The organism is Lacticaseibacillus parahuelsenbergensis, assembly GCF_030770265.1.
In the GTDB taxonomy this organism is placed as follows: Bacteria; Bacillota; Bacilli; order Lactobacillales; family Lactobacillaceae; genus Lacticaseibacillus; species Lacticaseibacillus casei.
Genome location: NZ_CP132482.1, coordinates 764,814 through 790,083, shown reverse-complemented (window position 1 = coordinate 790,083; position 25,270 = coordinate 764,814). Strand labels below are relative to the sequence as shown.

The following is a 25,270-nucleotide window of genomic DNA, read 5'->3' as shown; positions in this document are numbered from 1 at the left end:
GAATTTATAAAGGAAAAACCTTTGCCATATAATCGCCGACAACCTGCCGTATCAGTTTTGGAAAAAGGAATTCATTGCTGCCCATAATTTCGATGGTTGGGAAGAACGGAATGAACAGAAAGTTGTCGACGGTTGCAAATGTATATTGCCGTTCCGGAACCAGCGGCTGGCCATGCCACAAAACCGTTCGCTTTTCTCGATCAACCGAAATGCCGCGATAACCGATGTCACCAAAAATTTTGCCGCGGAAGCTCATGCCGATCATGTGGAAGTGGCGGAGAAACATGCGGTTCTTTTCCATTTCCATGATCAGACGCCAGAGTTCCTTGCCACTTAAAGTTACTTTCAACAAGTGCATGGGATGGGGCAAACATGTCAGGAGATCAGCCTGTGTGACAATCCCGGGGCCAAGCGGTGTCAGGAAAAGGCCGGCATTCAGGATCGCCGCATCGGTTTTAGCAGCATCAGCGACCGCCGCCAAGCCAAAATCAAGTAATGGTGATGGCCGATCATACTGAATCGCCAGGTGTTTAGGCAAGCGAGCAACTTTTTGCTGCTTTAACAAGGCAATGCCTTTACTTTCATAGCCTTGAATTTCTCGCGGATCTGCTGCTGCTCCTTGCAACAAAGCAGTTTGAAAGGTTTCGGCACGACGCGTCTGAATTTTGTGGTCATCATCCAGCGTTAGCGTAATCTTCCCAACATAATGGCCATACTTTTCGGCGGCAGTTAACAACGTTGTCCCGTGTAATTCGCCTTCTGCAAGCAAGTGATGCGTATGCCCGCCAATCACAACATCAATCTGCGGATATTGCTGGGCTAAATGACGATCAGCCTCAATGCCTAAATGTGATAGCACAATCAAAACATCATAGGTGCCCTCAAGCTGTTTGAGAATCGCCGGAAAAACGTCTGCCACTGTCTTAACCCGCCACCCATTTGGCTGATACGTCAGGAAAAACGGTGCCGTAAAGCCGACGATGGCAACTCGCGTCCCTGCCGGCGTCTGCTTCATGACAACGGACTTGGCCCAATGCGGACGCGTGCCATCCGGCTCAAACAGATTAGCCAAAGCCACGGGGAAATTAGCATGATCGTATAAATGTTCCAAGACCTGATGCGGATTGCCGACCCCTTCATTGTTGCCAATGGTCACTGCGTCATACCCGATTTCATTCAACAATTGAATATTAATCTGCCCGTCCGTTGCTTCGGTTAGCGGTACCGAACGATCCATCGCATCGCCATCGTCAAAAGCTAAAACGCTCGCCCCTTCTGCCTGTTCTGCAGCGCGGGTTCCCAACATAAACCGGCGAATTTTCGGCCAGTTTTCAAAGTGGGAATGCAGATCATTCGTGTGCAGAATCACTAACTTTTCCACAAGGCACCTCCCTAATCGGTCTTTCAGGTGACATTTCTAAACTAATACCCTAGTTTTATCCTATGCCCTGCAAGACAACGGGTCAAACATCACATTGTGCTCAGCGTTCCTTAGCCAACACCGCAGCTTTAAGCCGATAAATCTTGTGTACTTCAGCCGCCGTCAGCGGGGTGCCAAATGGCAAATGCGGCACTAACAAATCCCGTTCCGGAGCGTCCACGCCTACATTGATATTCTCCGCAATATTGACGCTATTGTGGTGAATGTGGCCGTGTAAATTCAGCGTCTGCTTCACAATACCCATCATCAACGGATAATGCGTCATGATAAACTGCGTATGGTCATCCTTGATAATCGTGCCAACCGAATGGAAGGTGAACTTAGGCAAGCCGTTCACGCCCGGATCATGGCGATGAAGAAATTTAAACAGTGATTCGTAGTCGTGATTTCCTTTTATAAAAACAATCCGGCCGTGCAGCTGCAATAGGATCGCCAACACTTCCGGTGGTTGGGGAAAATGCTCCGGATTCATGGCAATGTCACCTAAATGATAAACGATATCGCGATCATCAACGCGCGCATTCCATGCCTGAATCATCGCCGCGTCCATTGCCTCAACGGTTGGAAACAGGCGCGGAGCAAAATCGTTGTTTCCTAAAAGATCCGCGTGGAAAAAATGCGTATCTGCAATAAAATATTGCATGCTACTGCTCCTTTCGGCGATGTGCATGTCTGGTCGTGACCACCCAAGTCGTCATCGGCACGGTCAAAATGACGGCAATAACCGAAATCAAGACCTGCAAGAGTTCGCCAACAAAAATCTTGTTATTAATCACTTGTGAAAATGGATAGCGCAGTGACGCAAACCAGATAAACAAAGAGGAAAAGCCGCCAAAGAAACCAAAGAACAGCGTATTTAAAGCAGTTCCGATAATCTCGTGCCCCATTTGTTTAATCCCGGTAGCGCTTGCCTGATCCTTAATCTCATCCATTCCGGCTGCAACGGCAATCGCTGCTTCGGCGATCGCTCCAAGCGTACCTAGCAAGGTCGTCGCAATCAAAATGTGCGGAAAACTGACGCCGATGTACACGGAAAAGCCTTCCAGTGCCTCGGAATCTTCCGGTCCAAACCCCGCTGTCTGGCTCAACGTCATCGTCAAAAGAATCAGTCCGACTAACAATGTCATAATTAATAAAGACGAGACAAACGCCGGGCCGGCCACGGAAAGCTGGCTAGTGCTGAGGAAAATCGTGCTGGCCAAAATAATCAGCCCAAAAATAATGGCTACGATAATCGGATTAAACCCGCTGGCCATTAAAATGACGACCAGGATCATTAACAAAGCGTTGACGGCTAAAGCAAAGAAATTTGACAGGCCTTGCTTGCCGCCGACAATAAACATCATGACAAGCAGAACCAAGGCTAATGCAAGAATGGCGTTCATGCTGTCACCTTCTTAATTTTAGCCATCATCGCTGCTATTCCGCTAGTCACCGGCACCGCCAGTACAATGCCAAACGCACTGATGAGGCTCTGGGCAAATCCCAGCCCCATCACCCAGATAACCGTTTGCGCAATCGAATTATTGTTGCGGATCCACAAAACCGATTCCATGAATGTATCGGCAATGAAAATCATAAACAGAACCGAAATCAGCGGTCCCATAACATTGCGGCCAATAGCCATCCCTGCCCGAAACCGCTCCTTGGCCGTGTCATGAAGCTGAAAGATCGCAACCGAAATGTCACTCGCCTCGTCTAGCACAGCGCCCAAAGAGCCGATCACAATTTGACCGAAAAATAAAAGCTGTGGCGTCTGGGTAGCGTATTTGACCTCTTCAAAGTGAATACCGTTGTAATTGGTCAGGGCCATTATGCCATAGCCAAGTGCCACTGCAGCCGCGGTGGCTAACAACGTCCCCAGTGAAATAGTTGCCGCAATCGGCTTGAACCCGACAATGAACACTGCCGTCAAAACAGTGAAAATCACCGCCAAAATAACAAATAGCCACCACGCCTGCCACTGTTTACTGCCGATCTCCCATTCAACCGCGACAAAGAAAATTATCGTGTTAAGTAAAATGCTAATACTCGTTAACCACGCACGCCGCCCCATCACCAAAAAAATCAAGCCAAAGGTCAAGACCAACAACGCCGCCAGAATCGCATCCCGCTTCACGTTGTTCAAGGTATAGGCGCCTTTATCAACATCCAGGAAAACCTGCTCGCCCACGCGAAGTTCATTGTCCAGCGCACCGCTAAACGAGTATGTATTATGCATGGTGATGCGTTTGCCGCGTTTGGCGGTATTCAGGAGACGCACACAAACCTGCTGTTTGATCAGCCGGTCATGGTTTTGATCTTCGTCTTGGTGGTTGGTGGTTTTGACCACTTTAACTGCTTCAACCTGACCCACTGGCTTGGTATAAAAGCCGCTGTCAAATTGCATGCCAATAAAAACCGCGATCGCCGCGACGAACGGGATAAGCCATTTACCTAAATACTTCACGCGGATCCCTCGCTTTCATATGCCTTACATTATATAAGCAGCATCAATGTGACGCAAAGCGCGTGTTCGACCTATCCGCGAAAATTGTCACGCTGACAAGCCCGGTTATGCGATAATCACGGAAATTATTCAAAAAATTGAGGTTTTTATTAAAATCTATCTCTCGAGTGCCGAGCCGGCAGAAACCCTCATCGTCCTATTTTACCCGACATGATTTTGCCGGAGAATCTCATGGTAAGCATCGCGAATCGGGCCTTCCGGTTTGTCCCATTCTTCCCAACTGGTTAAATCAGCCGGCGGAAATTCATAATGCTCGTTGATATATTTTTCATAAGTTGCCACAGCGGTTGAGTGGGCAATGTTCAGCTGAACAATCCGCACCCGCTTAATAAAGCCCTTCATAGAAGCCTTTTCGGCACGGCCATTCAGCATGACGTTCCCCAGTTCAAAATAGCGACTCCCGTCCAGCCGGGTAATTTCCTGAATCAAATCAAAAACCTGATATTTTTCTGCCATCTTTGACGCTCCTTATTTGTTTGCTGATTTCGGTTTGAGTTTATCGTCACGCGGTTGGTGTCTGTCGCTCTGTCGGCAGCGAATGGTTTGTGTTTTGGCATTTCCTTCTATAACGCGCCGGTTCGCGCTCACTGTGCTATGTTTGTGGTATGATGTTTTTTTCTGGAAAGGAGCAGCCTGCATGGGCAAACGATTCACTGTGGCAGTTTTGCTGCTGCCATTATTTCTTCTGCTTTCAGGGTTTACGCTGGTTGGCCACCGTGGCGATCCGCTGAACTATCCGGAAGAAACTTTTCAAAGTTTCGATAGTGCTTTTAACAACGGTGCTGATTATGTTGAACTCGATGTACATGAAAGTGCTGACGGCGTGGTCGTGATCCAGCATGATTCAACGATTCAACGCATGACCGGCGCCAATTTGACCATTGCCAAGAGCACTTTTGCGCAACTTCAGCAATATCATACCAAAAATGGCGAACCGGTTCACAGCCTCGAGGAGCTTTTCGCCCACGAGCAACAGACAAACCATAAATTCTTGATTGAAACCAAAATCGTTAAAGGCGAACCGCATCCCCACCTTGAAGACAAAATTACAGCTTTGATTAAACAGTATCACATGGAAAACCGCGTCATGTTCCATTCATTTTCGGCTGCCAGTCTCAAGCGCTTGCAGGCGGATTTGCCTTCTGTGCCGCGGATTTTAATTGTTGGTTCGCTTAAACGGATCAATTTTGATGTATTGACTTATGTAGACGGCATTAATTTAAGTTCGGATCTGGTGACGCCGCAGCTGGTCAATCAGCTACATGACCTTGGCAAAAAAGTGTACGTCTGGGATGAGATGAACGAGGATCGGGATCGGTGGACTTGGCTGGTTAACCTCAACATTGATGGTGTCGTGACCAATTATACGAGTCTTGGACATGAATTTCAGGCGCTGAAAGCCGCTTCCGTTACCACCAGTATCAACGATCTTGGCGCTAACTCCAGTGTCTCGGCGCTTCCGGTTTACGAAAACCCTTATCAACCGCTGTTACGTCCTGAACAGTTAGCACCGCAAACCCCAATTGCGATTTCTGCAATGGTCACCATTGCCGGCAACACCTATTATCAAATCGGCGATAACGCGTTCGTGCCGGCTACAACGATCAACCTCGCACCCCAAGCTGGCTGGGCCAGCCTGTTTCTCCACCAAAAAATCGTCGTCACTAGTCGCGGCTTCCATGCCCCGATTTATGCTAACCCGCTGCATCAGCAAAATGTTACTGGGCATGTTGCTGACAACACGCGCGCCCGGGTTCTGGCCGCACGCTACGAAAATAGCCGGCTCTACTTAAAAACCAAAGCAGGCTGGTTAAAAGCCAAAGATGTGCAAGTGTTGCCATCTGCCGAAAACATGGCAACCTGGCTCATGCTCTATCGCAGCATTCCCTTAAAAGAAAAGCCGCTCATCCACTGGGCATTAGGCAATTCGGCATTTGACACCCCCTTGCTTAATGCTCGGGTCACTGAAATCGGTTGAGAAGGGTTACGACATGGGTGTGCTTACAATCGCGTCATGACAAGCTTTTCACCGGATCTTGACCACTTTTCTATTTTCTCTGAATGATTCAGTCGTTTCTGTGGAACAAACATGCTATTCTAAAGACAACGATAGAAAGAAAGTAGGTTAACCTCATGGCAATTAATTGGCAGCAGGAAGCAGAAAAATTAGAACCCCAGCTTCTTTCTGATCTCACAACACTGTTGAAGATCAATTCCGAACGCGACACCGAGCATAAAACCGCAGAATATCCACTCGGACCAGGTCCGGCAAAAGCGCTGGATGCCTTTTTGGCAATTGGCGAGCGGGATGGTTTTAAGACGCTCAATGTGGACCATGTTGCCGGTCGGATCGAGTTAGGCAGCGGTCCTGAAACTTTAGGACTATTTGGGCATGTCGATGTTGTTCCCGCCGGACCCGGTTGGCAAACCGATCCATTTGACCCGGTGATTCGCGATGGTAAGATTTACGGTCGTGGCACCAGCGACGACAAAGGACCGAGCATTGCTGCTTACTATGCATTGAAACTCGTCCGCGATCTGGGCCTGCCAATCAATAAAAAGATTCACTTTATCCTTGGAACCGATGAAGAATCCGATTGGGTTGGCATGCATCGGTATCTCGAAAGCGAACCGGCACCGGATTTTGGCTTTTCTCCTGATGCCGAATTTCCAATTATCAACGGTGAAAAAGGCATTGCCAGCTTCAAAATCGTGCAAAAACCGGTTGCTGCAGCAGAAGCCCAACTGACTTTGAATGAATTTTCGGCGGGTATTCGACCAAATATGGTTCCGCAAGAAGCAAAAGCAACCATCACCGGCGACTTGCCTGAAAGCTTTGCGACCCAAGTCAACGACTGGGCCGATCAGCAAGGTGTCAAACTCACCTTGACGCTGGGCAATCCTACGACGATCGAAATCGTGGGTAAAGGCGCCCATGCCCAAGAACCAAAAGATGGCAAGAATGCGGCCACTTATCTGGCAAGCCTGTTAGCTGATTTGCCTTTTGATCCGGCAGGCAAAGCCTATCTGACCATGATCGCCAAATATCTGCACTTAGATTCACGCGGCCACCACTTGGGTATCAATTACACGGACAAACTGATGGGCGAGTTAACCGCTAGCCCGGATATCTTCACGTTTACCCAGGATGGCGAACAAAGTGTATTGGTCAATGTCCGTTATCCGCAAGGCACCGATGCTGATAAAATCCGTGATCAAATTGAAAGCGCGGTCGGTGCCGACCAATTCGACGTATCCTTGAGTGGCCATGCACAGGAACCGCATTACGTTCCTGGTGACGATCCGCTGGTTAAAACCCTATTGCAAACTTTCACGGACCACACTGGTATTGCCGGACACGAACAAGTCATCGGTGGCGGCACCTATGGCCGAATTATCAAACGGGGTGTCGCTTTCGGCGCCCAGATGCCGGGACAGGAAAATGTCATGCATCAGGCGAATGAGTACATGCCAATTAAAGATATCATCACAGCGGTGGCCATTTACGCCGACGCCATCAGCCGCTTAGTCAAATAAGCTAAGTCTCTGTATTTTTAAAATGTTATCAGTATTCACATTACTGATAACAGTTCTTGGCAAATTTTAAAATTCATGCTCGTGCCTGTGCGCCAGAAGTCTGTCACCTGACTTCTGGCGCACTTGCGATTGATCCCAGAAAGGAAGCTTTCTTATGTTAACGCCTGATAGCTTAAATCCATGGTTAGATGATCCACATTTGCGTGCAGCCGTCACAACGCAGGCAACGGTGACATCAACTAACACGGTTTTAAAACAAACCGTCCAAAATGGTGCTACGTTACCGCAAATTCTGATTGCCGGTGAACAGACTGCCGGTGTGGGTCGACACGGCAAACACTTTGCCAGTCCGGCCGATGCCGGTCTCTATCTGAGTTACGCCTTCCACCCGCAAATCAGCCGTGCCTTAATCACGCCAGCTGCCGGCGTCGCTTTGCAGCAAGCGATTGAAACCCAATTTGGTATTGTCACCGCGATCAAATGGGTCAATGATTTGCAAAAAAACGGCAAAAAGGTTGCCGGTATTTTGGCAGAAGCATTGCTCGAACAAAATGCCGTGGTGCTGGGCGTCGGCGTTGATATTTTTCCGACCCTGACAGCGCCGTTACCGACCGATCAGCCAATCACTACCCTTCTTACTGAAAAGCCCGGTAGCGATCCGCGTCCGGAGCTTGCCGGCCGTTTCTTGACGAATCTCATGCGGTTGTTTGCGAATCCTGACACCATTATGCCGATTTATCGGAAAAAGGCTGCCTGGATCGGTCGGCAAATCACGGTTAGCGGCACACAAAACTCGCTGACCGGAATCATCAGCGGGTTCGATGACAATGGTGCCTTGCTGTTAAAAACGGCCCAAGGAACAATGGTCGTCACAACTGGCACCATTCGCTTAGTCGATTAAGCCACACATCGTCTAGTTGGCAAGCAGTAATTTAGTCAAATCACTGAATTCATTCAGCTGATAAGTCGGCGTTATCTGCTCGCGATTAGGTTGGAATTGCGGATTGAACCAGATTGAATCAATCTTGCCGTTGATGCCGCCTTGAATGTCCGACGTCAACGAATCGCCCATAATCAATGTTTCGTGCCGATTGAACCGGGGAATGCGTTTGGCAACATAATCAAAAAACGCCACGGTCGGCTTCGGGCTCCCGACACTATCGGAAACAAAAATGTCCTCAAAATAATCAATTAAGCCACTGGTTGCCAGGCGCTCACGTTGGACCGGCTCAATGCCATTGCTGACGATAAACAGCCGATAGTCTTTTAAAGCATCCAGAGTTTCCGTCACGCGCGGCAGCAAAATCGCTTCCTGATCCAGAAAATGGTGATACGTCCGCTCTGCCAAATGGGGATCGGCGTTCAAATGATGATGGCGAAACAGCTTGGCAAATCGCACATCAAACAATTCCGGTCGCGTAATCCGGCCTGCTTCGTAATCACGCCACAGATCAGTATTGATTTTCAAATAACTTGCCTCAATCCGCGGCGTATATGGTAATTTAAGCCTGGCAAACATCTTAGCCAGGCTTTTTAGTTCCCCTGCTTTAAAATCCAACAAGGTATCGTCTACATCAAACAAAATAACTCGGTACATAACTGACTCCTGTTCTCGCTCGCTTATTTTATATAGTTATCAGTTTTGCACAACACAACGCGGGTCGCAAGTGAAGCCGCTTGAACTTATGAATGGTGAGGACAAACAGACAAGTTGGTTTTGAAGTGCATTCTCGCAAACAGAAACTGGCGCTTTCCACAAACGCATTCTCTGGCGCAGAAGTCTGCGTATAAGAACCTTGGTCGCAATGGTCAAAGACCGGCCCGTTTACCGATGCTCTCCGAAACGCGCTCACTGGCGCAGAAGTCTGCGTATAAGGGCCTTGGTCGCGATGGCCTAAGCCCGGGCCATCACGCCCAAGGCCACTTATACTCCGACTTCTAACCGCGCCAGTTCGCGCTCTGCCAACAGTATTAGAATCCGCTTTATTTTTACGGTATACTAAGGAGTATTAGACCAAAATTTAAGGTGGGACAAGCACTTGAAAAAGTTCGTCGATCGGGTCAAGACGCTTGGGACTCGATTTCGCCGCTGGTTCACGGCATTCGTGACGCGGCGTCCTGATTCCAAAGCTGATTCCAAACATTTAACGGGTAAGACTGCCATTGTTTTTTACGGTAATGTCACGCTTCAAAGTATCAAAAGTATTGTCTATTACTTATTAGGCGTTTTAGGCATTGCGGCTGTTTTCGGGCTCGGCTTATTTGGCGGCTATTTTGTGTCGATTATCGATGCAACGCCGATTCCGACCGAAGCAGCGATGAAGGCAACGCTATCCAACACCAGCCGCACTTCCAGTATGTATTTTGCACATAACGTCAAGCTCAGTGACGTCAAAAGCGACTTGTATTCCACAAAAGTCAGCCTTAACGATATGTCGCCATGGCTGACCAAGGCGATCATTGCCACTGAAGACGAGGACTTTTACCGTCATGACGGGGTTGTGCCCAAGGCGGTGATTCGGGCTTTCTTTTCCGATTTAACCGGCATGGGTAACCAAACTGGCGGCTCGACTTTGACGCAGCAGGTTGTCAAAATGATGTTTTTGAACTCAGAGACAACCTTCAAACGTAAAGCTGCGGAGATCATGTTGGCGCGGCGCCTAAACAACCACTTCAGCAAGAACGAAATCCTGGAAACTTATCTGAATGTCGCCACGCTGGGTCGGAACAACAAGGGGCAAAACATTGCCGGCGTCGAAGCGGCTGCGCAAGGACTTTTTGGCGTCTCTGCCAGTCAGGTGAACCTGCCGGAAGCCGCCTTTATTGCTGGCTTGCCGCAGAGTCCGTTTGTTTACACGCCGTATACTGCCAACGGTCAACTAAAAGCCAGTCTTAAATCCGGCATTAATCGGCAACAGACCGTGCTGTTTCGGATGTATCGAGCTGGCGTCATCAGTCACAAGCAGTATGTTGCAGCCAAGTCATTCGATCTAAAAGGCGCGTTCCTCAAGCCGGAAAATGCCGAACAGGATGACAATGAGTATGGGTATGTCTACAACATGGTGCTCAGTGAAGCTAAATCATTATTAGCTGAGAAATTAGCCCAAAATGATGGTCACTCTGCTGCCGACCTTGCCAAAGACAACGCCTTAAACAACGACTATTTGAGGCAAGCAGGCGATCTTTTCGCTTCCAAAAATTATCAAATCAAAAGTACCATCAACAAAGACGTGTACGATCGAATGCAATTTGTGATGCGCGCCACGCGAAATACATTCGGTCAAACTTACACCAGCACTCAGATCAATCCTAAAACCGGCGAAACCGAAACCGTTAAACATCCAGTGCAAAACGGCTCCGTCGTGTTAGACAACCAAACCGGTGCCGTTCTCGGATTTGTCGGCGGGGTCTCTGGTGAACTCAATCACATTTACACCTTACGTTCTCCCGGCTCCACGATTAAGCCGCTTTTGGTGTATGCACCAGCGATCGATCAAAAAGTCATCGGTTCGCAGACGGCTTTGGCTGATTTCAAAACCAACCTTGGCAACAATTACAGTGTGACCGATTACGGCGACCAGATTCAAAATCGGTTCATCCCTGCCACCGAAGCGCTTGCCCAATCCTACAACATTCCGGCAGTTAATCTGTATAAACACATCAAGCCGAACGTCAATGTCAAAAGCTACATGGAAAAAATGGGCATCAATACCCTCACTGACAATGATTACAGCCAGCTCGGTCTAGCCTTGGGCGGTACCGATTATGGCGTCGACGTCAAGGAACAAGCCAGCGCTTTTTCCACTTTTGCTAATGAAGGCGAACACGTTCCGGCTTATGTCATTTCTGAAATCGTTGACCCTTCAGGACACGCGGTCTACCGGCATCAGGTTAAAAAGACCAAGGTTTTCTCCAAAGGTACGAACTACATCATGAATCAAATGTTGAAAAACGTGGTTGAATCAGGGACAGCCGAGAGCCTAAACTATCAGCTGCGCTTCAATACCGATAACCTGATCGGGAAAACCGGGACCAGCAACGATTTCCGTGATATTTGGTTTATCGGTTCAACGCCTGGTGTGACAATTGCCAGTTGGATGGGCTATGACAACAGCAACGGCACCAACTACACACTTGATGAAAATAGCTCCATGACCAACGAAGCTTACTGGTCGAAGTTGGCAAATGCGGTTTATCACACCATCCCTAAGCAATTTAAAGTTGACAAAAAACTAGCTCGACCAAGTACCGTCAAGTCCGTCACTGTCGATAAGCAAACCGGACAACCGGCTGGTACCCTTACTTTTAACGGGCGGACTTATCATACAGGCGGATCAACTGTTACCAGCCTCTACAATGATTGGCAGCCAACTGCGAAAGCCGAATTTGGCATCGGCGGCAGCAAAGACAATTATCAGTTGTTCTATGACCATCTCAACGGCAAAAGTAACGGCTATGGCCAGGTCTCTGACGCTAACGGCCGCTCGACCGAAGCCAAAAAAGAACATCAGGAAACGCCGATCACGCCTGAAACCACGACACCGGCCACGACGGAAAGCAGCCAAACGCCTAGCGTCACGGTGCCTTCCAGTCAGAAAAACCAGCAGGGAACTTCCGAAAGCCAGCCAAGTGAACCGCAAACCACAGGTACTGGCGGGACAAACGGCGCAACTGGCACTGGCGGCGAAACAACCGGCACTGGCACGACAACGACTGGCGGTAACATGACCGGTGGCACAACAACCAATAATCAGCAAACCACACCTGCTACAACTGGCAGCGGTCAGTAAGTTCATGCGTCATCTTGAAGGCCAATCAATCCAGTAACGCAAAAATCGGTTCTAAAGACACACATCATCTGTCTTTAGAACCGATTTTTTATTGCTCACGAGGTGCCAAAGCCGACTTCGCGCAACAACTTTATTTGGTTGAGCCGCGTTTCAAAATATCGAACCCTAACATCACGGTTTTTTCTTCGATCTCTTCTTTGTTCATCATCTTGGTCAGCAACCGCATTGCCACAGCACCAATATCATAAAGCGGCTGATCAATTGATGTCAGTTGTGGCCGGGTCATTTCGGTTAACTTAGTATTGTTGCTGGTAATGATTTCGAAATCATCCGGTACCTTCACACCCTTGTCCAGCGCGCCGTCCAAAATGCCGACTGCCAGTTCATCATCGCCGGCAATGACAGCCGTTGCGCCGACTTTCTGCAGCTTACCAAACAATGCCAACCCTGCTTGATAACTTGGCTCATTTTCAAAGATCAGGCTTTCGTCATAGGCAACGCCGGCTTTTTCAAGTGCCTGTTTATAGCCCTTCAGGCGGAACTGGCCGTTAATTGGATGGGTGAGCGAGCCAGTCGCCAATGCCACCCGCTTATTGCCGCTCTCCAGTAATTGGTGCGTCGCTTCTTCAACCGCGGCCACGTAGTCAATATTGACACTGCCAACCTGTTCATCTGGATCAATCGAACCTGCCAGTACAACCGGCGTTTTGCTCCGGGAAAATTCAGCGCGAATCGAATCGGTCAATTCATGACCCATGAAAATCAACCCGTCAACCTGCTTGGCTAACAAGGTGTTAAGTACGGAAACTTCCTTTTGGTTATTTTCATCCGAGTTCGCCAAAATAATGTTGTATTTGTACATGGTCGCCACATCATCAATCCCGCGCGCCAGGCTTGAGAAGAACATGTTAGTAACGTCAGGAATGATAACGCCGACAGTTGTCGTTTTCTTGCTGGCTAAGCCACGGGCTACCGCATTCGGCCGGTAGTCGAGGCGTTCGATAACCTCTAGAACTTTCTTGCGGGTAGCCGGCTTCACATTCGGGTTACCATTAACCACTCGGGACACCGTCGCCATCGATACATTTGCCTCGCGGGCAACATCATAAATTGTTATTGTTTGTTTTTCCACTTTATTTTCTCCTTAGTCGTGAGTATGAAAATCACGAAACATCTATTTACATTCCAAAATAGCAGAATGAGAAAGGCAATGCAAGCGTTTTACTGAATTTTCCATGAAATTTTCACAAACGGGCTTTTCAGAAAGTTCGGCGTATTGCTCGTGATATACTGTTAGAGAAAGTTGCATCAGGCATTGAGATTGGTCCCCTTATTGTGCGGGTCATTTTCGGTGCCTGAGCAACTGGCGCGTTAATATCACGGTGCATCACAAAATGCGGTCAAAGAATCGTTTTGCATGATATTTTGTGCTGTGCCCTTTTGAGGAGGACCACGATGAACGAGCATTTAGCAGCATTACAAACCTGGGTTGGCGAAGAAGGCCTCGACCTTGCCTATATCAGCGACCCGGTCAATATCAATTATTACACGGGTTTCTTCCAGGATCCCGAAGAACGGATCACCGCCTTAATCGTCACCCCGAACAAGGATCCGTTCCTGTTCACCCCGCAACTAACCATTGAGGAAGTTAAAAAAGCTGGCTGGCCTTATCAGGTATTTGGCTATCTTGATCACGAAGATCCGTTTGCCGTCATGGCGACCCATATCAAGGACGTGAACCCTAATCCGACCAAGTGGGCTATCGAAAAGGATAACCTCGCTGTTTTCAAATTTGAAGCCATTATGAAGCAGTTTCCTGATGCGACTTTTCCGATCGATGCTTCCCGTTTCATTGAAAAGCAACGGTTAATCAAAACACCTGCCGAAATTAAACAAATGGAAATTGCCGGTGCTCAGGCTGACCGCGCGTTCCAAGCAGGTTTTAAGGCGATCAAGGCAGGTGCCACTGAACAGGAAGTTGCGGCTGAAATTGACTATGCGATGATGAAGGAAGGCGTCATGCACATGAGTTTTAGCACCATCGTCCAAGCTGGCGTAGATGCGGCCAATCCGCATGGCGAACCGATGGGAACAAAGCTCGCTCCAAATGAACTGGTCTTGTTTGATCTTGGTACGGACAACCATGGTTACATGTCTGACGCCACGCGCACCGTCGCTTTTGGTCAGGTCACCGGTAAGCCGCGTGAAATTTTTGATATTTGTCTAGAAGCGAACCTGACTGCTATGGATGCCGTTAAGCCGGGATTAAAAGCATCCGAACTCGACAAGATTGCCCGCGACATTATTACCAAAGCGGGTTACGGCGAGTATTTTAATCACCGTTTGGGACACGGAATCGGCATGTCCACCCATGAATTCCCATCCATCATGGAAGGCAACGATATGATTCTACAGCCAGGCATGTGCTTCTCGATCGAACCTGGTATTTACGTTCCTGGTGTCGCTGGTGTTCGAATCGAAGACTGTGTCCACGTCACGGAAACCGGCTGCGAACCTTTTACCCACACATCAAAAGAATTCACTGTCATCAATGGCTGATGACGCCGGGTCGCTCGTCGGTAAAAAATGAACAGTGCGCTAAATATCGAAAATGGTCCCAAAGAGGTAACGCTGTCTCCTCGGGACCATTTTTATGTTGTTGACTGCTGCTGTTTTTGCCTCTACCACCGAAATTGTCTAGTCTGCTTCCGACTGTTCATATAAAATGCCAGCCTTGCGCAGTGCTTCTTTAATTTTGGCGATATTCCGTTCATTTTTAACGCTAATCGTGTGTAAATGAATGCCACCGGTTAACTCGGACAAGAGGCGGCCTTGATAACGCGCTAGACGACTCAAAAACAGCTTCATATCGGCAACGGTGCGAATATTCAGCTGACCGCGTAACTGACCATATAGCGGATGCTCGACCAAAACATCTTCAATCCAACCGCCGTTGTCGAGGATCAGCTGCAGCTCTTCCTCTGTTTGCTCCGGCGTGTGTTTGCAAGGAATCAAAAACTCATGAGCCGCTGGATGTGACAACGTATAACCACGCGGCGTTGCAATGATCGGTTCGCCTTGGGCCCGCAAAAGCGCAATATCACCGACGATGGTCTGCCGACTGACGGTAAACCGCCGCGCAAAACTCGACGCACTGAGCGGTTCGGCAGCAGTACTCAAAGTGGCTTTGATGTGTGCCTGACGTTCGCTATTTAGCATAGTATTCTCCCTCATTCATGATCAAAATGCTTCAAACAAATTCAGCTACGATGCTAAAAGCGACAAACGAAAGGCGCTCACGTCGGGGTGTCTTTCGTTTGTCGCCATTTTTAATATTCAAAATCTTGTGGTTACTAGTGCTGATTAATCGGTAGCTTCAGATTCAGAACTTGCCGGTTTGGCCTCAGATGCGGCGGCCCCACTAACTGGCTTTGGTTCGGTCGGTTCCGGCACTTCATCGGTGCGGGTTTCACTGCCTTCATCGTCATCCTTGGCTTGGGCAAACGCACTCTTACCGTCCAGCACAATGTCATCAAAATCAGCTGAAGTATCCGTATCCGCTGCAGTATTCAATTGGTCGCGCAATTGCTCAGTCGCAGCATCATAATTAGCCAACGCTTCTGACCCATCGGCATCATTCCCACGCGCCTTCAAGTCATCGACAAAATCCGTCGCGCTTTGCTTCCAGTCGGCACTAGCCTCTTTGGCGTAATCATAGTAATCAACCGCACGATCGGCTAAATTCGCGGAAGCATGTTTGACGCGCCGTTTCAACTCGTCACTGGTTTGCGGTGTCAATAAATAAGTCGTTGCTAAGGCACTGGCAGCTCCGAATACAAATCCAAGCAAAAAATGTCCTTTTTTAGCCATGATGATTCCCCCTGCTATTCATTATGATGTTTCTTTTTGGTCAACATTGAAAATGCTTTGGCACCCATACGTGTCGCAACCGTCGCCTTGGCCCCGTTCTTGGCACCATGAGCAACGCGTTCGGTCAAATTGCGCGTTGACTGATTCAAATCAGAAACGCTTTCACCAAGCTCACCAATTGCGGTAAAGACAGGATCAATCGCCGCCACCTTGCCATTTACATCTTCAAGAAGGGTATTGCTCTTCGCAAGAAGGCCTTCGACTTCCTTCGTCAAAATGCCAAGCTCCCCGTTGACCGTGTTCAACGTCTTATTCGTCTCGGCAACCGTTTCCTTAACTTCCTTGGTCACACCCGAAACCCGAATCGCAATGACGGCAATCGCCAAAGCAATAATCAAAAAAGCAACCGCAGCAATGATCCAAGCAATCTCTCCACCTGACATGCAACACCCTCCATTTCAAACCAGTTGGTTACACCAATCATAACATCGAGGGGAGAGTGGTGCAAAAGATTTAAAGAGCGTGCGCAGGAGCGCTTAGAAATCGGAGTGTAAGTGGCCTCAAGCCTAAATGGCTGGGTTTTGGCCATTTAGGCTTGAGGTCCTTACACGTAGATTTCTGCGACTGCAAACGCGTTTCGGAACCGGATTGCCCTACAAAATTTATTCCCCCAATACCTAGGCTTTGGCCATTTAGGTTCGAGGTCCTTATGTGTAGGTTTCTGGGACTGTGAGCGCGTTTCGGAACCGGATTGCCTTCCTATCCTTATTTTCCCCCCATGGCTGGTCTTTGGCCATTTGGGTTTGAGGTCCTTACACGCAGATTTCTGCGCCAGGGAGCGCATTTCAGAGCCGGATTGCCTTCCTATCCTTATTTTCCCCCCATGGCTGGTCTTTGGCCATTGCGCCCAAGGTCCTTACACTCCGACTTCTGCGCCAGCGAGCGCGTTTCGGAACCGGATTGCCTTCCTATCCTTATTTCCCCCCTGCCACACAATCACACCCACCCCTTCTCCCACCAAAAGTTAAAACTTATCCGCATCATGACAAATCTCCAGCAGATCCGCCCCGGTTCTGGTAAAATAAAGCCAACACCAAGAGGAGGTCGTCACGTGACAGGCATGATGTTCACGGCAACGACCGTAACTGAACAACCCAATGTGTGGTTACGGTATTTTAAAACCATCAACTGGGATAAAATTGCCGGAACCCTGATTGATAAGGTTCTGTCGTTGCTATTCTTTTCGATTTTATTTCTTGCACTTTATCGTTTAGGTCAGTTCGCCATCAATCGGGCTTTTAAAAGCTATCAGCGTCGCGCACATTTATCAGGCACGCGCGTCAAAACCATCCACACCCTTTCGCGAAATCTATTTTTCTATTTTGTGCTCTTCTTCTATTTTTACGCGATCCTATCAACGTTAGGCGTTCCGGTGGGGACACTGCTTGCTGGTGCGGGCGTGGCCGGCTTGGCAATCGGCTTTGGTGCTCAAGGCTTCGTCAATGACGTTGTGACTGGTTTCTTTATTCTACTGGAGGCGCAGTTTGACGTTGGTGATGTTGTCCAATTAGGCAAGATTTCCGGAACAGTCACTAGCCTTGGCTTACGCACCACGGTGGTTAAGAGTTACGACGGTACGGTTAACTTCATCCCTAATCGCAACATTACAATCGTCAGCAACCTTTCCCGCAGCAATATGCAGGTACTCATTAAGTTGCCACTTGAGCCGACTGCTGATCTCGATTTGGTCCGCAAAACTATTGAACGCGTCAATCACGACTTAGTTCCAAAGTTCACGACCATCACTGAGGGTCCGGATATTCTGGGTCTGACAGAGGAAAAAAATGGCACGTTTACCTACCAAGTTCTTTTTTACGCTGAAAACGGTGAGCAGCTCAGTTTACAGCGAACATTTCTCGCTGCTTACATTGCTGCATTAAACTCCGCCGGCATTCATGTGATCACGCCGCCGATCAATTTACAGTCTGGCTCATAAAGAGTTTGGCGTTTTACCAATATTCACACCAAAATCCATTTATAAGGAGATGCTATGCTCAACTTCATCAAAGGTGCCATCATCGGCATTGCACTTGTCATTCCCGGTCTTTCCGGCAGTATTTTTGCCGTCGTCGTCGGGTTGTATGACCGCCTCTTACAAGCAGTGAATCACTTCCGCGCCAATCCCAAGAAAAATTTGCGTTTCTTGGCACCGATTGGCTTAGGAGCTGTCGTTGGTATCTTGGTTTCCACTAAAGCCGTCCTAGTCGTCACCACGCATTGGCCGCTACCTAGTTATGGTTTCTTTATCGGGTTAGTACTTGGCATCGGCCCGTTTATTTATCGCAAATTGGTGCTCAAACCCTTCACTTGGTGGTACCTCTTACTAGTGGCTGGAGGATTTGCGGGTATTTACGGACTAGCCAAGCTTGGCGGGACCCAGCCGGAGAACCTCACTGCCATTCAGCGCCTGAGCAGTGTTAGTGACGCCGGTGTGATGGCTTTTGCCGGCATCTTTGCGGTATCGTTAATGGCCATCCCTGGTATTTCCGGCTCCGTCATGCTGATGGTCATTGATCAATACGGAACCGTCTACAATGCCGTCAGCCAGCTAGGCGATGCAGCCCGGGCATTCGCTTCCGGTAACTGGTCGGCATTTAACGCAGCGATGGGCTCGGTGGCGTTGCTGCTGCCCTTCATGCTTGGCGCCATTGCCGGTCTGATTGCGGTGGCCAAATTGATGGCGTATTTGCTCGAGCATTTCGAAACCCAGGTTTATTATGCTGTATGCGGTATTGTTGCCGCAGCAGTGGTCATTCTGCTCGAAACTGGCATCGCGCCTTATTGGCCGGCTACTGGCATGGTTATTCCGGCACTTTTGGTTGTGGTTAGCCTCATCATCGGCGTTTTAGCGACCATTTTCCTAGATAAACCGGAATCCAACGCAGACGCTAACTAATGTGGCCAACAAAAAACCAGCATACAGGTTTGTCCGTATGCCGGTTTTTAAGGGGTTAAGATTCTTTTTCAACGACTGACGCTAAAGGTTCCAACTGGAAATGCTTGTCGATATTGTGACCAATATTGTTGATGCCTTTCATCACCTCACGCCGGGTCACAATACCAGTGAAGTATCCATCCTGAACGACCGGAATGAACGGGTTGTCGACAAGCAAATGTAAAACGTTCTCCAAGTCATAGGGGTCACTAATTGTCGCCACATCAGTCTCCATGACATCTTTGACGGTCATGGTATCTAGTGACTGAAAACTGATATGGTCCAGACCCAGCATCGTTTCGGTAATCATCGGCAGTGAAATGAGCCCTTTAAACTTCGAGTCGTGATCCAAAACCGGAATTTTCGCATAGCGCACCTTGGTAAGAACAAGAAACGCATGACTTAATGGGTTATCTTCGGAGACCGTTGCAACCATATCTGCAGAAATCATAAAGTGATGACGATTTTCAATCAGCATATTGGCAATGGCTTGATTTAACATTTGGGTAGCTCCTTTTTAACATTCTTGGTTTAAGTACATCGATCAAAAAGTTAGATTAGTTAACTTTATTGGTTCAGTTTACCGCTTATCCATGCCGGTGCCATCCGTCAAAAGGCGGAAACACCATATGGTTATTTTACCATGAACGGCTTCAGGGAATTTCTATCGGCGTTATTCATAAGAAATACGACAACTTTTTAGTGAGCGTGAGCAGGAGCGTTTAGAAATCGGAGTGTAAGCGGCCTTGGGCGTGATGGCGCTCTTTGCCATTGCGACCGAGGTCCTTACACGCAGATTTCTGCGACTGCGAACGCGTTATGGTGGAGCGTGAGCCAGCCCGCTTAGAGCCGGGAGAACACGTTATCGAAGCAACAAAGCAAATCAAAGTAAGCACCATGCACATGCTAGCAATGAACGAATCATTTGGAGGGGTAAAAATGACATATGATCTAGGCGTGCGTTTGGCCGCCGAATTTATTGGCACTGCCATTATGGTTTTGTTAGGAAATGGCTCCGTTGCCAACGTCGATTTGAAGGGTACCAAAGGAAATGGCTCAGACTGGCTACTGATCGCGGTCGGCTATGGCGCCGGAGTCATGATTCCCGCCATGATGTTTGGCGCCATTTCCGGTAACCACATCAATCCTGCATTTACGTTAGGTTTAGCTGCCTCTGGCATGTTCCCGTGGTCAGAAGTGTTACCGTATATTGTGGTCCAGATAGCCGGGGCCATGGTCGGACAGCTGTTTGTCGTTGCAGCTTACAAACCGCATTATGATCTCACGACCAATACCCAACACATTCTTGGGACATTTAGTACGATCAGTGCGACGAAGAGCAAACTAAACGGTTTCGTCAACGAATTTATCGGTTCGTATATTCTTTTCATCGGCGCCCTTGGTATTACCAAAGCACCGTTCTTCCAAGACAATCTTGGAACGGCACACATGGGCTTAGGCTTCCTTGTGGCGACATTAGTGGCATCACTGGGTGGCCCAACCGGACCGGCGTTAAACCCGGCCCGTGACCTCGGCCCGCGAATTCTGCACGCGCTTTTGCCATTAAAACACAAAGGCAGTTCCGACTGGGGATACGCCTGGGTGCCTGTGATTGCACCAATCGTCGCGGCCATTCTCGCGGTTTTCACCTACAAACAACTCTTTATGTAACAACGGTCTGATTCTTCAAAAAAATCGGCTCTAGCAATTACCGCTAGAACCGATTTTTAATTTTCTCAAACATAACGATCATGCCTGCAAAAAGTCGCGGCTTAATGGTGCAACGATGCCGCCGTCCCGCTTCAAAAAGTCAACGTGCACTTTGTCGTCTGTCCAGGAAACTGTAGCGTAAGTACCGCCTAAATTGGCGAACTGACCGCGGGGCTGACTAATCGAGCCTGGATTCAAAATCACCATACCGGCGCGCTCTTCCACGCCAAGTTGATGCGTATGCCCGAAAATCACCAGCTGAGCATGGGCAGCTTCGCCGGCAGCCATAAGCTTGTCCAGCCCAAAGTTCACCCCAAACCGATGGCCGTGTGTCATAAAAATCGTGATGCCTTTAATCGTCGTTGTCACACTCATGGGAAAATTAGGATCAAAGTCCATGTTCCCTTCAACTGCATGATACGTTTGAAAAAGCGAATCATCGGCAGGTAACTCCGAGTCACCAGCATAGAAATAACCGTCCAGATCCGGCTGCTGTTTCAAGATTGTCGCAAGAATTTCACGATCGCCGTGCGTGTCGCTTACTGCCAGAATTTTCATATCTCTTCCTCCAACCATGCCTGCCAGACTTTCTCCAGTGACCGCATGGCATTGCCCCGATGACTGATCTGATTTTTTTCTTCGGCAGTCAGTTCTGCCAGTGTTTTGCCTAGTGATGGCACCAAGAAAAATGGATCGTAACCAAAGCCATCAGTTCCGCGCGGGATGGCCGTGATTTGTCCGGAAAGATCACCATGAACCACCAGATCGGCTTCCGGGTGATCCGGTTTTGCCAGCACCAAGGTTGTATGGAACGTGGCGGTTCGCGCATCGTCAGGAACATCAGCTAAGTTCGCCAAAAGTTTGGCATTGTTCGCCGCATCGTTATGCCCATCGCCGGCATAACGGGCTGAACGAATGCCCGGTTGACCATCCAGCGCATCAACCATCAAGCCAGAATCATCGGCAATCACCGGTAACTGGAGATCTTTGGCGTACTGGTCGGCTTTTTGCCGCGCATTTTCTTCAAAAGTCGTGCCAGTCTCGTCGACAGTCGGGACGCTGGGAAAATCAGCCAGGCTTTTAACCGTGTAGCCAGCAGGCTCAAACATCGCCTTAAATTCTTTTACTTTACCGGGATTTTTGCTGGCAACCACGATGGTTTTACCAGTTGGCATATCTGCCGCGTCAACAAAGTGGGTCGGCTCTGATTCAATATTAACATGCTGGGCGTGCATGGGAGCCTTCAATTCAAGCCATGCTTCACCTAACTCATCAAACATGGAAGGGGCGCCTGTCGTATAATAATCGTGCGTGGGCGTTTCATGGCTGTCATTGGCCAAATCAAAATAATCAAGCAGCATCGAAACATCATTAACGGTTTCTGCACCTGAGTCAATTAAGGTGACGCCGCTACCCATCACGTTTTGAATAATCGGCCGTAAAATCGGGTAATGCGTGCACCCTAAAACCAGCGTATCAATGTCGGTGTGCAAAAGCGGCTGCAAGGTATCTGCCACCACCCGCTTGGCAATTGGCGAATGAGCCTCGTTACTTTCGACCAGTGACACAAACTTGGGCGCGGCCAGACTGGTTAGCCGAATGTCCGGCGCTTTCGTCCGCAAAGCTTGGGTATAGGCACCACTTTTAACCGTTCCTTCTGTTGCGATAATGCCGATGTGGCCGGTGCGCGTTGCTTTTAAGGCCGCACGACTGCCCGGCTTGATGACGCCGATCACCGGGATCGATAGCTTGGCTTTAATCAACGGTAAAGCCGCCGCTGTCGCCGTGTTGCACGCAATGACCAACATCTTGATGTGCTTGGTGAGTAAAAAGTTGACCATCTGCCAGGTAAACGCTTGAACCTGTTCAGCCGGGCGCGGTCCATATGGCAAACGCGCCTGGTCGCCCAGATAAACCGTGTTTTCGGCTGGTAGCTGATGCAAGGCTTCTTTCACAACGGTCAAGCCGCCGACACCTGAGTCAATAAATCCGATTGGTTGCTTGTTCTTCATGGTGGTTCTCCTTTTGAAACTTCAATTTAAGGTATAGCCGTTGGTTAACATCGATTACCACGCTAGCCTGTTAATAAATCGCAAAATCTAGCGTGACACCCGGCTGAAAACACGTGACGGCCCCTGATACTTATCTGTCGCGATAAAACTCTGAAACTTCATTGTGAGTTTAAATCTTAAAAAAAGCAAGCGTTCAGAAAAGCATGTTTTTAAACCCATTTTTCGGCTATACTAGACGAATAGAAACAGGAGGCACAACATGGCAAAATCTGATTATACCACCCTGCTGAACCTTCCCGGCTCGGTCTCATTCTTTGCAGTAACGGCAATGCGCGATCTAATGTTGCCGAACATGCTGGGTGAAGAACAGCACCATATTCTCTATTGGTCAGGGCGTGATTTGGCAACCAAATTACCAGTCGATGAAACCGCCTTACCGCAACTCTTTACCCAGGTTGGTTTCGGTACATTAACGCCGCTCAAACAAAAGCGCCAGGAGCGCCAATATTTGCTGGCTGGAGACGTCGTGGCAACCCGTATTCGTACATACGATGACCCAGACTTTCAACTTGAAGCCGGGTTTTTAGCCCAATCATTGCAACAGGTCTTGGGCTTTGCCGTTGAAGGCGGCAGTGCGATTCAACGGCGCGACCAAAACGTTGTCCTAACCGTTGTCATGGACAATCAAGATTCGCAACCTACTGCCGATCATCTCATTGATCTGGCGCCCGATGATCAGTAACTCCCCTTCAGGTCGACCATCAACTTAAGGGATGACCGAACAACTTGAATTAGACGCAATCATGCAAAAGCGACCCCGAAGACGCCATTCGTCTTCGGGGCCGCTTTTTGTCAGGCACGAATATTAACTATCGCTATTTTCAGAACCTCAGTCTAGGCCATTGGCTGACCGCTGTTGCCAACTCTTCGTGTAAAACTGGTCGTTAAGTTTGTAATGAACTCCAGTTGCCTTATTCGTTTTAAGGAACGGCCGAACTGTCTGGTCCATTTTAAGCCAGCCGCGCCAGCCAATATGAATCGTATCTTCCATGAAGTACGGTTGCGCGCCATCTTGGCTTAAGTCCAGGACATGATTAAAGCCTTGTGTTTTCAGCTGATAATTCAACTTCGTCACGGTATCTTGGATCATGTTCATATCCAAGCCGGTATATGCTGCCCACTTGGCATTGATTGGCGGAATGACAAACAAAACTTCCATGTGCTTTTTCGCAAAGGTATTCAAAACCAGTTGCAGATCAGAATATTCCGGCGATTTCACATAACTCCAGTGCGCTTGTGACCCCTCCAGCTTAGGCAAATTCTTTTTAACTCTTTTCGAATAAAAGTCATTCTTGAGTCCAAAAGGATTGTTCGTCGTGTCCTTCATGCCTATCTGTGTCGCCACACCGTCTAAGTCGTCAACATCATACTTGGCAGGCAGCTGTTTAGCCGCTTTGTCCAACTTCGGCTGATTATTATTTAAAAACAGCTGTGAGAACAAGGCATCCTGATGATCAGCCATCGGACTTTTAACTTGCTTCAAATACCAATACTGGGCATCCGACAGCTTCTGTCCGGCAGCGATGTTCTTCAACGCCCCATTAGACATCCGATCCGAGTTAGTCGAAGGAAATTGTAATAGTCGACGCGCTGCATAGCGATCCGCTTCTGAATTCGGATTAGCATGTAGCAGGAACGTCGTCAGTTGCGCCGGTGAAAAGAAGAAGTCAAACTGTGCCTTCCTCACGCCGCCAGGAACAAACCATTGCGGCGACAGCACCATCACAGCCTTTTTCCCATTCACATGCGTCAACGCGTTGACCGACAGGAAATGTGTCAGCGATTGGGTACCGGCCATCCCCATCAAAAACGGGCGATAGCTGCGATGGTACTTTTGCGCCAATACGGAAGGGTGCAAAGCATCCATCCGCGACAATTCGGATGACCCAATGAACGGGACATAGTTCTCGGCCATGGCTTCATTTTTAATATTTTCGCCTTTAAGCACGTTGGCCGACATTGAACTGGCTGCCTGCCTGATCGTCGCTTGGCTGCTGCTGCCAAACTTAAATGGCACGAGCATCAAGGCGGCGACCAGGATCACAGCGATCAGCAGCGGGCCAAGTCCGCGCCAAAGGATCTTCCCGATCGGTTTTTTCATTGTGCTTGTTCGACCTTTGCAATGATTTTGTTAGGAGTATCCCACTCCTTACGATCAAATTCGGATACCGGTGCGTTCACACCATACTGGCTTTGCAGTTCCAACAGCAGCTGTACGGTTCCCATTGAATCCAACAGCCCGGTTTCAAACAAGTTCATATCCAAATCCTTTTTCACATCGTCAGAACCGGTTAAATCAGCCAAAATATCCAAAACACCATTTTTAATTGATTCGTCTGCCATTAT

The 25,270-nt window shown here is 48.7% G+C and carries 24 protein-coding genes; 9 read left to right on the top strand and 15 right to left on the bottom strand.

What is annotated here, in order from left to right:
• Positions 1–4 precede the first annotated feature (4 nt).
• From LACPH_RS03745 to LACPH_RS03725, 5 genes are all read right to left on the bottom strand, one after another.
• A complete protein-coding gene (locus tag LACPH_RS03745) occupies positions 5–1,381 on the bottom strand; it encodes a bifunctional metallophosphatase/5'-nucleotidase (protein WP_274784551.1) in 1,377 nt (458 codons plus the stop codon).
• Between the two features lie 100 nt (positions 1,382–1,481).
• Positions 1,482–2,084 carry a metallophosphoesterase gene (locus LACPH_RS03740; RefSeq protein ID WP_010493813.1) on the bottom strand — a complete coding sequence of 201 codons (603 nt, stop codon included), beginning with the start codon at positions 2,082–2,084 and terminating at the stop codon, positions 1,482–1,484.
• 1 nt (position 2,085) lies between these two features.
• On the bottom strand, positions 2,086–2,826 hold the full coding sequence (locus LACPH_RS03735; RefSeq protein WP_049171098.1) for a YibE/F family protein: 741 nt from the start codon (positions 2,824–2,826) through the stop codon (positions 2,086–2,088).
• The gene (locus LACPH_RS03730) at positions 2,823–3,890 is read right to left on the bottom strand and encodes a YibE/F family protein (protein ID WP_274784550.1); all 1,068 of its coding nucleotides are present in this window, start codon (positions 3,888–3,890) and stop codon (positions 2,823–2,825) included. Before LACPH_RS03730 ends, LACPH_RS03735 begins: the two co-directional genes overlap by 4 nt.
• A gap of 201 nt (positions 3,891–4,091) precedes the next feature.
• Positions 4,092–4,406, bottom strand: coding sequence for a hypothetical protein (locus tag LACPH_RS03725; RefSeq protein WP_010493806.1), 315 nt, complete (start codon positions 4,404–4,406; stop codon positions 4,092–4,094).
• 181 nt (positions 4,407–4,587) lie between these two features.
• Here LACPH_RS03725 and LACPH_RS03720 point away from each other — a divergent pair, with 181 nt between their 5' ends.
• The 3 genes from LACPH_RS03720 to LACPH_RS03710 all read left to right on the top strand — a co-directional run bounded on the left by LACPH_RS03720 (position 4,588) and on the right by LACPH_RS03710 (position 8,388).
• Positions 4,588–5,928 carry a glycerophosphodiester phosphodiesterase gene (locus tag LACPH_RS03720; protein ID WP_047107417.1) on the top strand — a complete coding sequence of 447 codons (1,341 nt, stop codon included), beginning with the start codon at positions 4,588–4,590 and terminating at the stop codon, positions 5,926–5,928.
• A 155-nt stretch (positions 5,929–6,083) separates the two neighbouring features.
• Positions 6,084–7,487, top strand: a complete 1,404-nt coding sequence (pepV, locus tag LACPH_RS03715; protein ID WP_274784549.1) for a dipeptidase PepV — start codon at positions 6,084–6,086, stop codon at positions 7,485–7,487.
• Between the two features lie 154 nt (positions 7,488–7,641).
• Complete coding sequence (locus LACPH_RS03710) at positions 7,642–8,388, top strand: biotin--[acetyl-CoA-carboxylase] ligase (RefSeq protein WP_274784548.1); 747 nt, start codon at positions 7,642–7,644, stop codon at positions 8,386–8,388.
• A 12-nt stretch (positions 8,389–8,400) separates the two neighbouring features.
• On the opposite strand, the gene LACPH_RS03705 is transcribed toward LACPH_RS03710, so the two are convergent.
• A complete protein-coding gene (locus tag LACPH_RS03705) occupies positions 8,401–9,084 on the bottom strand; it encodes a YjjG family noncanonical pyrimidine nucleotidase (protein WP_274784547.1) in 684 nt (227 codons plus the stop codon).
• A gap of 442 nt (positions 9,085–9,526) precedes the next feature.
• Here LACPH_RS03705 and LACPH_RS03700 point away from each other — a divergent pair, with 442 nt between their 5' ends.
• Complete coding sequence (locus tag LACPH_RS03700) at positions 9,527–12,277, top strand: transglycosylase domain-containing protein (protein WP_306387262.1); 2,751 nt, start codon at positions 9,527–9,529, stop codon at positions 12,275–12,277.
• A gap of 130 nt (positions 12,278–12,407) precedes the next feature.
• Here the strand turns inward: LACPH_RS03700 and ccpA are convergent, their stop codons facing one another.
• Entirely contained in the window at positions 12,408–13,409 is a 1,002-nt protein-coding gene (gene ccpA, locus LACPH_RS03695; protein ID WP_010493797.1) for a catabolite control protein A, read from the bottom strand.
• A gap of 323 nt (positions 13,410–13,732) precedes the next feature.
• Between ccpA and LACPH_RS03690 the strand changes: the two genes are divergently transcribed.
• Complete coding sequence (locus LACPH_RS03690; protein ID WP_274784545.1) at positions 13,733–14,836, top strand: M24 family metallopeptidase; 1,104 nt, start codon at positions 13,733–13,735, stop codon at positions 14,834–14,836.
• A gap of 138 nt (positions 14,837–14,974) precedes the next feature.
• Here LACPH_RS03690 and LACPH_RS03685 read toward each other — a convergent pair whose 3' ends face one another.
• From LACPH_RS03685 to LACPH_RS03675, 3 genes are all read right to left on the bottom strand, one after another.
• Positions 14,975–15,496: a transcription repressor NadR gene (locus LACPH_RS03685; protein ID WP_087911734.1), complete on the bottom strand. Its 522-nt coding sequence runs from the start codon at positions 15,494–15,496 to the stop codon at positions 14,975–14,977.
• Positions 15,497–15,640: 144 nt separating this feature from the next.
• Entirely contained in the window at positions 15,641–16,147 is a 507-nt protein-coding gene (locus tag LACPH_RS03680; RefSeq protein ID WP_010493791.1) for a YtxH domain-containing protein, read from the bottom strand.
• A 14-nt stretch (positions 16,148–16,161) separates the two neighbouring features.
• On the bottom strand, positions 16,162–16,590 hold the full coding sequence (locus LACPH_RS03675; RefSeq protein WP_087911733.1) for a DUF948 domain-containing protein: 429 nt from the start codon (positions 16,588–16,590) through the stop codon (positions 16,162–16,164).
• 677 nt (positions 16,591–17,267) lie between these two features.
• On the opposite strand from LACPH_RS03675, the gene LACPH_RS03670 reads away from it, so the two are divergent.
• Both LACPH_RS03670 and LACPH_RS03665 read left to right on the top strand, forming a co-directional pair.
• Positions 17,268–18,143 (top strand): mechanosensitive ion channel family protein, encoded by an 876-nt coding sequence (locus LACPH_RS03670; RefSeq protein ID WP_032958328.1) that lies wholly within the window; start codon positions 17,268–17,270, stop codon positions 18,141–18,143.
• 54 nt (positions 18,144–18,197) lie between these two features.
• Positions 18,198–19,103, top strand: a complete 906-nt coding sequence (locus tag LACPH_RS03665; RefSeq protein ID WP_274784544.1) for a DUF368 domain-containing protein — start codon at positions 18,198–18,200, stop codon at positions 19,101–19,103.
• A gap of 55 nt (positions 19,104–19,158) precedes the next feature.
• Here LACPH_RS03665 and cbpB read toward each other — a convergent pair whose 3' ends face one another.
• The gene (gene cbpB / locus LACPH_RS03660) at positions 19,159–19,644 is read right to left on the bottom strand and encodes a cyclic-di-AMP-binding protein CbpB (protein WP_010493780.1); all 486 of its coding nucleotides are present in this window, start codon (positions 19,642–19,644) and stop codon (positions 19,159–19,161) included.
• A gap of 437 nt (positions 19,645–20,081) precedes the next feature.
• Between cbpB and LACPH_RS03655 the strand changes: the two genes are divergently transcribed.
• On the top strand, positions 20,082–20,813 hold the full coding sequence (locus LACPH_RS03655) for an MIP/aquaporin family protein (RefSeq protein ID WP_274784543.1): 732 nt from the start codon (positions 20,082–20,084) through the stop codon (positions 20,811–20,813).
• Positions 20,814–20,891: 78 nt separating this feature from the next.
• Here LACPH_RS03655 and LACPH_RS03650 read toward each other — a convergent pair whose 3' ends face one another.
• Both LACPH_RS03650 and racE read right to left on the bottom strand, forming a co-directional pair.
• Positions 20,892–21,410 carry a metallophosphoesterase gene (locus tag LACPH_RS03650; protein WP_274784542.1) on the bottom strand — a complete coding sequence of 173 codons (519 nt, stop codon included), beginning with the start codon at positions 21,408–21,410 and terminating at the stop codon, positions 20,892–20,894.
• On the bottom strand, positions 21,407–22,864 hold the full coding sequence (gene racE / locus LACPH_RS03645) for a glutamate racemase (RefSeq protein ID WP_274784541.1): 1,458 nt from the start codon (positions 22,862–22,864) through the stop codon (positions 21,407–21,409). Before racE ends, LACPH_RS03650 begins: the two co-directional genes overlap by 4 nt.
• A gap of 259 nt (positions 22,865–23,123) precedes the next feature.
• Here racE and LACPH_RS03640 point away from each other — a divergent pair, with 259 nt between their 5' ends.
• Positions 23,124–23,606: a DUF2507 domain-containing protein gene (locus LACPH_RS03640; protein ID WP_010493769.1), complete on the top strand. Its 483-nt coding sequence runs from the start codon at positions 23,124–23,126 to the stop codon at positions 23,604–23,606.
• A 147-nt stretch (positions 23,607–23,753) separates the two neighbouring features.
• Here LACPH_RS03640 and dltD read toward each other — a convergent pair whose 3' ends face one another.
• Together dltD and dltC are read right to left on the bottom strand one after the other, a co-directional pair.
• A complete protein-coding gene (dltD, locus tag LACPH_RS03635; protein ID WP_274784540.1) occupies positions 23,754–25,025 on the bottom strand; it encodes a D-alanyl-lipoteichoic acid biosynthesis protein DltD in 1,272 nt (423 codons plus the stop codon).
• Positions 25,022–25,267 (bottom strand): D-alanine--poly(phosphoribitol) ligase subunit 2, encoded by a 246-nt coding sequence (dltC, locus tag LACPH_RS03630; RefSeq protein ID WP_010493765.1) that lies wholly within the window; start codon positions 25,265–25,267, stop codon positions 25,022–25,024. Before dltC ends, dltD begins: the two co-directional genes overlap by 4 nt.
• Between the last annotated feature and the right edge of the window lie 3 nt (positions 25,268–25,270).

Bases quoted from the DNA above. Each gene is read 5' to 3' on its own strand.
- LACPH_RS03740 (WP_010493813.1), bottom strand. From the start codon at position 2,084: ATGCAATATTTTATTGCAGATACGCATTTTTTCCACGCGGATCTTTTA.
- LACPH_RS03735 (WP_049171098.1), bottom strand. From the start codon at position 2,826: ATGAACGCCATTCTTGCATTAGCCTTGGTTCTGCTTGTCATGATGTTT.
- LACPH_RS03725 (WP_010493806.1), bottom strand. From the start codon at position 4,406: ATGGCAGAAAAATATCAGGTTTTTGATTTGATTCAGGAAATTACCCGG.
- LACPH_RS03720 (WP_047107417.1), top strand. From the start codon at position 4,588: ATGGGCAAACGATTCACTGTGGCAGTTTTGCTGCTGCCATTATTTCTT.
- pepV (WP_274784549.1), top strand. From the start codon at position 6,084: ATGGCAATTAATTGGCAGCAGGAAGCAGAAAAATTAGAACCCCAGCTT.
- LACPH_RS03710 (WP_274784548.1), top strand. From the start codon at position 7,642: ATGTTAACGCCTGATAGCTTAAATCCATGGTTAGATGATCCACATTTG.
- LACPH_RS03705 (WP_274784547.1), bottom strand. From the start codon at position 9,084: ATGTACCGAGTTATTTTGTTTGATGTAGACGATACCTTGTTGGATTTT.
- LACPH_RS03690 (WP_274784545.1), top strand. From the start codon at position 13,733: ATGAACGAGCATTTAGCAGCATTACAAACCTGGGTTGGCGAAGAAGGC.
- LACPH_RS03685 (WP_087911734.1), bottom strand. From the start codon at position 15,496: ATGCTAAATAGCGAACGTCAGGCACACATCAAAGCCACTTTGAGTACT.
- LACPH_RS03680 (WP_010493791.1), bottom strand. From the start codon at position 16,147: ATGGCTAAAAAAGGACATTTTTTGCTTGGATTTGTATTCGGAGCTGCC.
- LACPH_RS03675 (WP_087911733.1), bottom strand. From the start codon at position 16,590: ATGTCAGGTGGAGAGATTGCTTGGATCATTGCTGCGGTTGCTTTTTTG.
- LACPH_RS03670 (WP_032958328.1), top strand. From the start codon at position 17,268: ATGATGTTCACGGCAACGACCGTAACTGAACAACCCAATGTGTGGTTA.
- LACPH_RS03665 (WP_274784544.1), top strand. From the start codon at position 18,198: ATGCTCAACTTCATCAAAGGTGCCATCATCGGCATTGCACTTGTCATT.
- cbpB (WP_010493780.1), bottom strand. From the start codon at position 19,644: ATGTTAAATCAAGCCATTGCCAATATGCTGATTGAAAATCGTCATCAC.
- LACPH_RS03655 (WP_274784543.1), top strand. From the start codon at position 20,082: ATGACATATGATCTAGGCGTGCGTTTGGCCGCCGAATTTATTGGCACT.
- LACPH_RS03650 (WP_274784542.1), bottom strand. From the start codon at position 21,410: ATGAAAATTCTGGCAGTAAGCGACACGCACGGCGATCGTGAAATTCTT.
- racE (WP_274784541.1), bottom strand. From the start codon at position 22,864: ATGAAGAACAAGCAACCAATCGGATTTATTGACTCAGGTGTCGGCGGC.
- LACPH_RS03640 (WP_010493769.1), top strand. From the start codon at position 23,124: ATGGCAAAATCTGATTATACCACCCTGCTGAACCTTCCCGGCTCGGTC.
- dltD (WP_274784540.1), bottom strand. From the start codon at position 25,025: ATGAAAAAACCGATCGGGAAGATCCTTTGGCGCGGACTTGGCCCGCTG.
- dltC (WP_010493765.1), bottom strand. From the start codon at position 25,267: ATGGCAGACGAATCAATTAAAAATGGTGTTTTGGATATTTTGGCTGAT.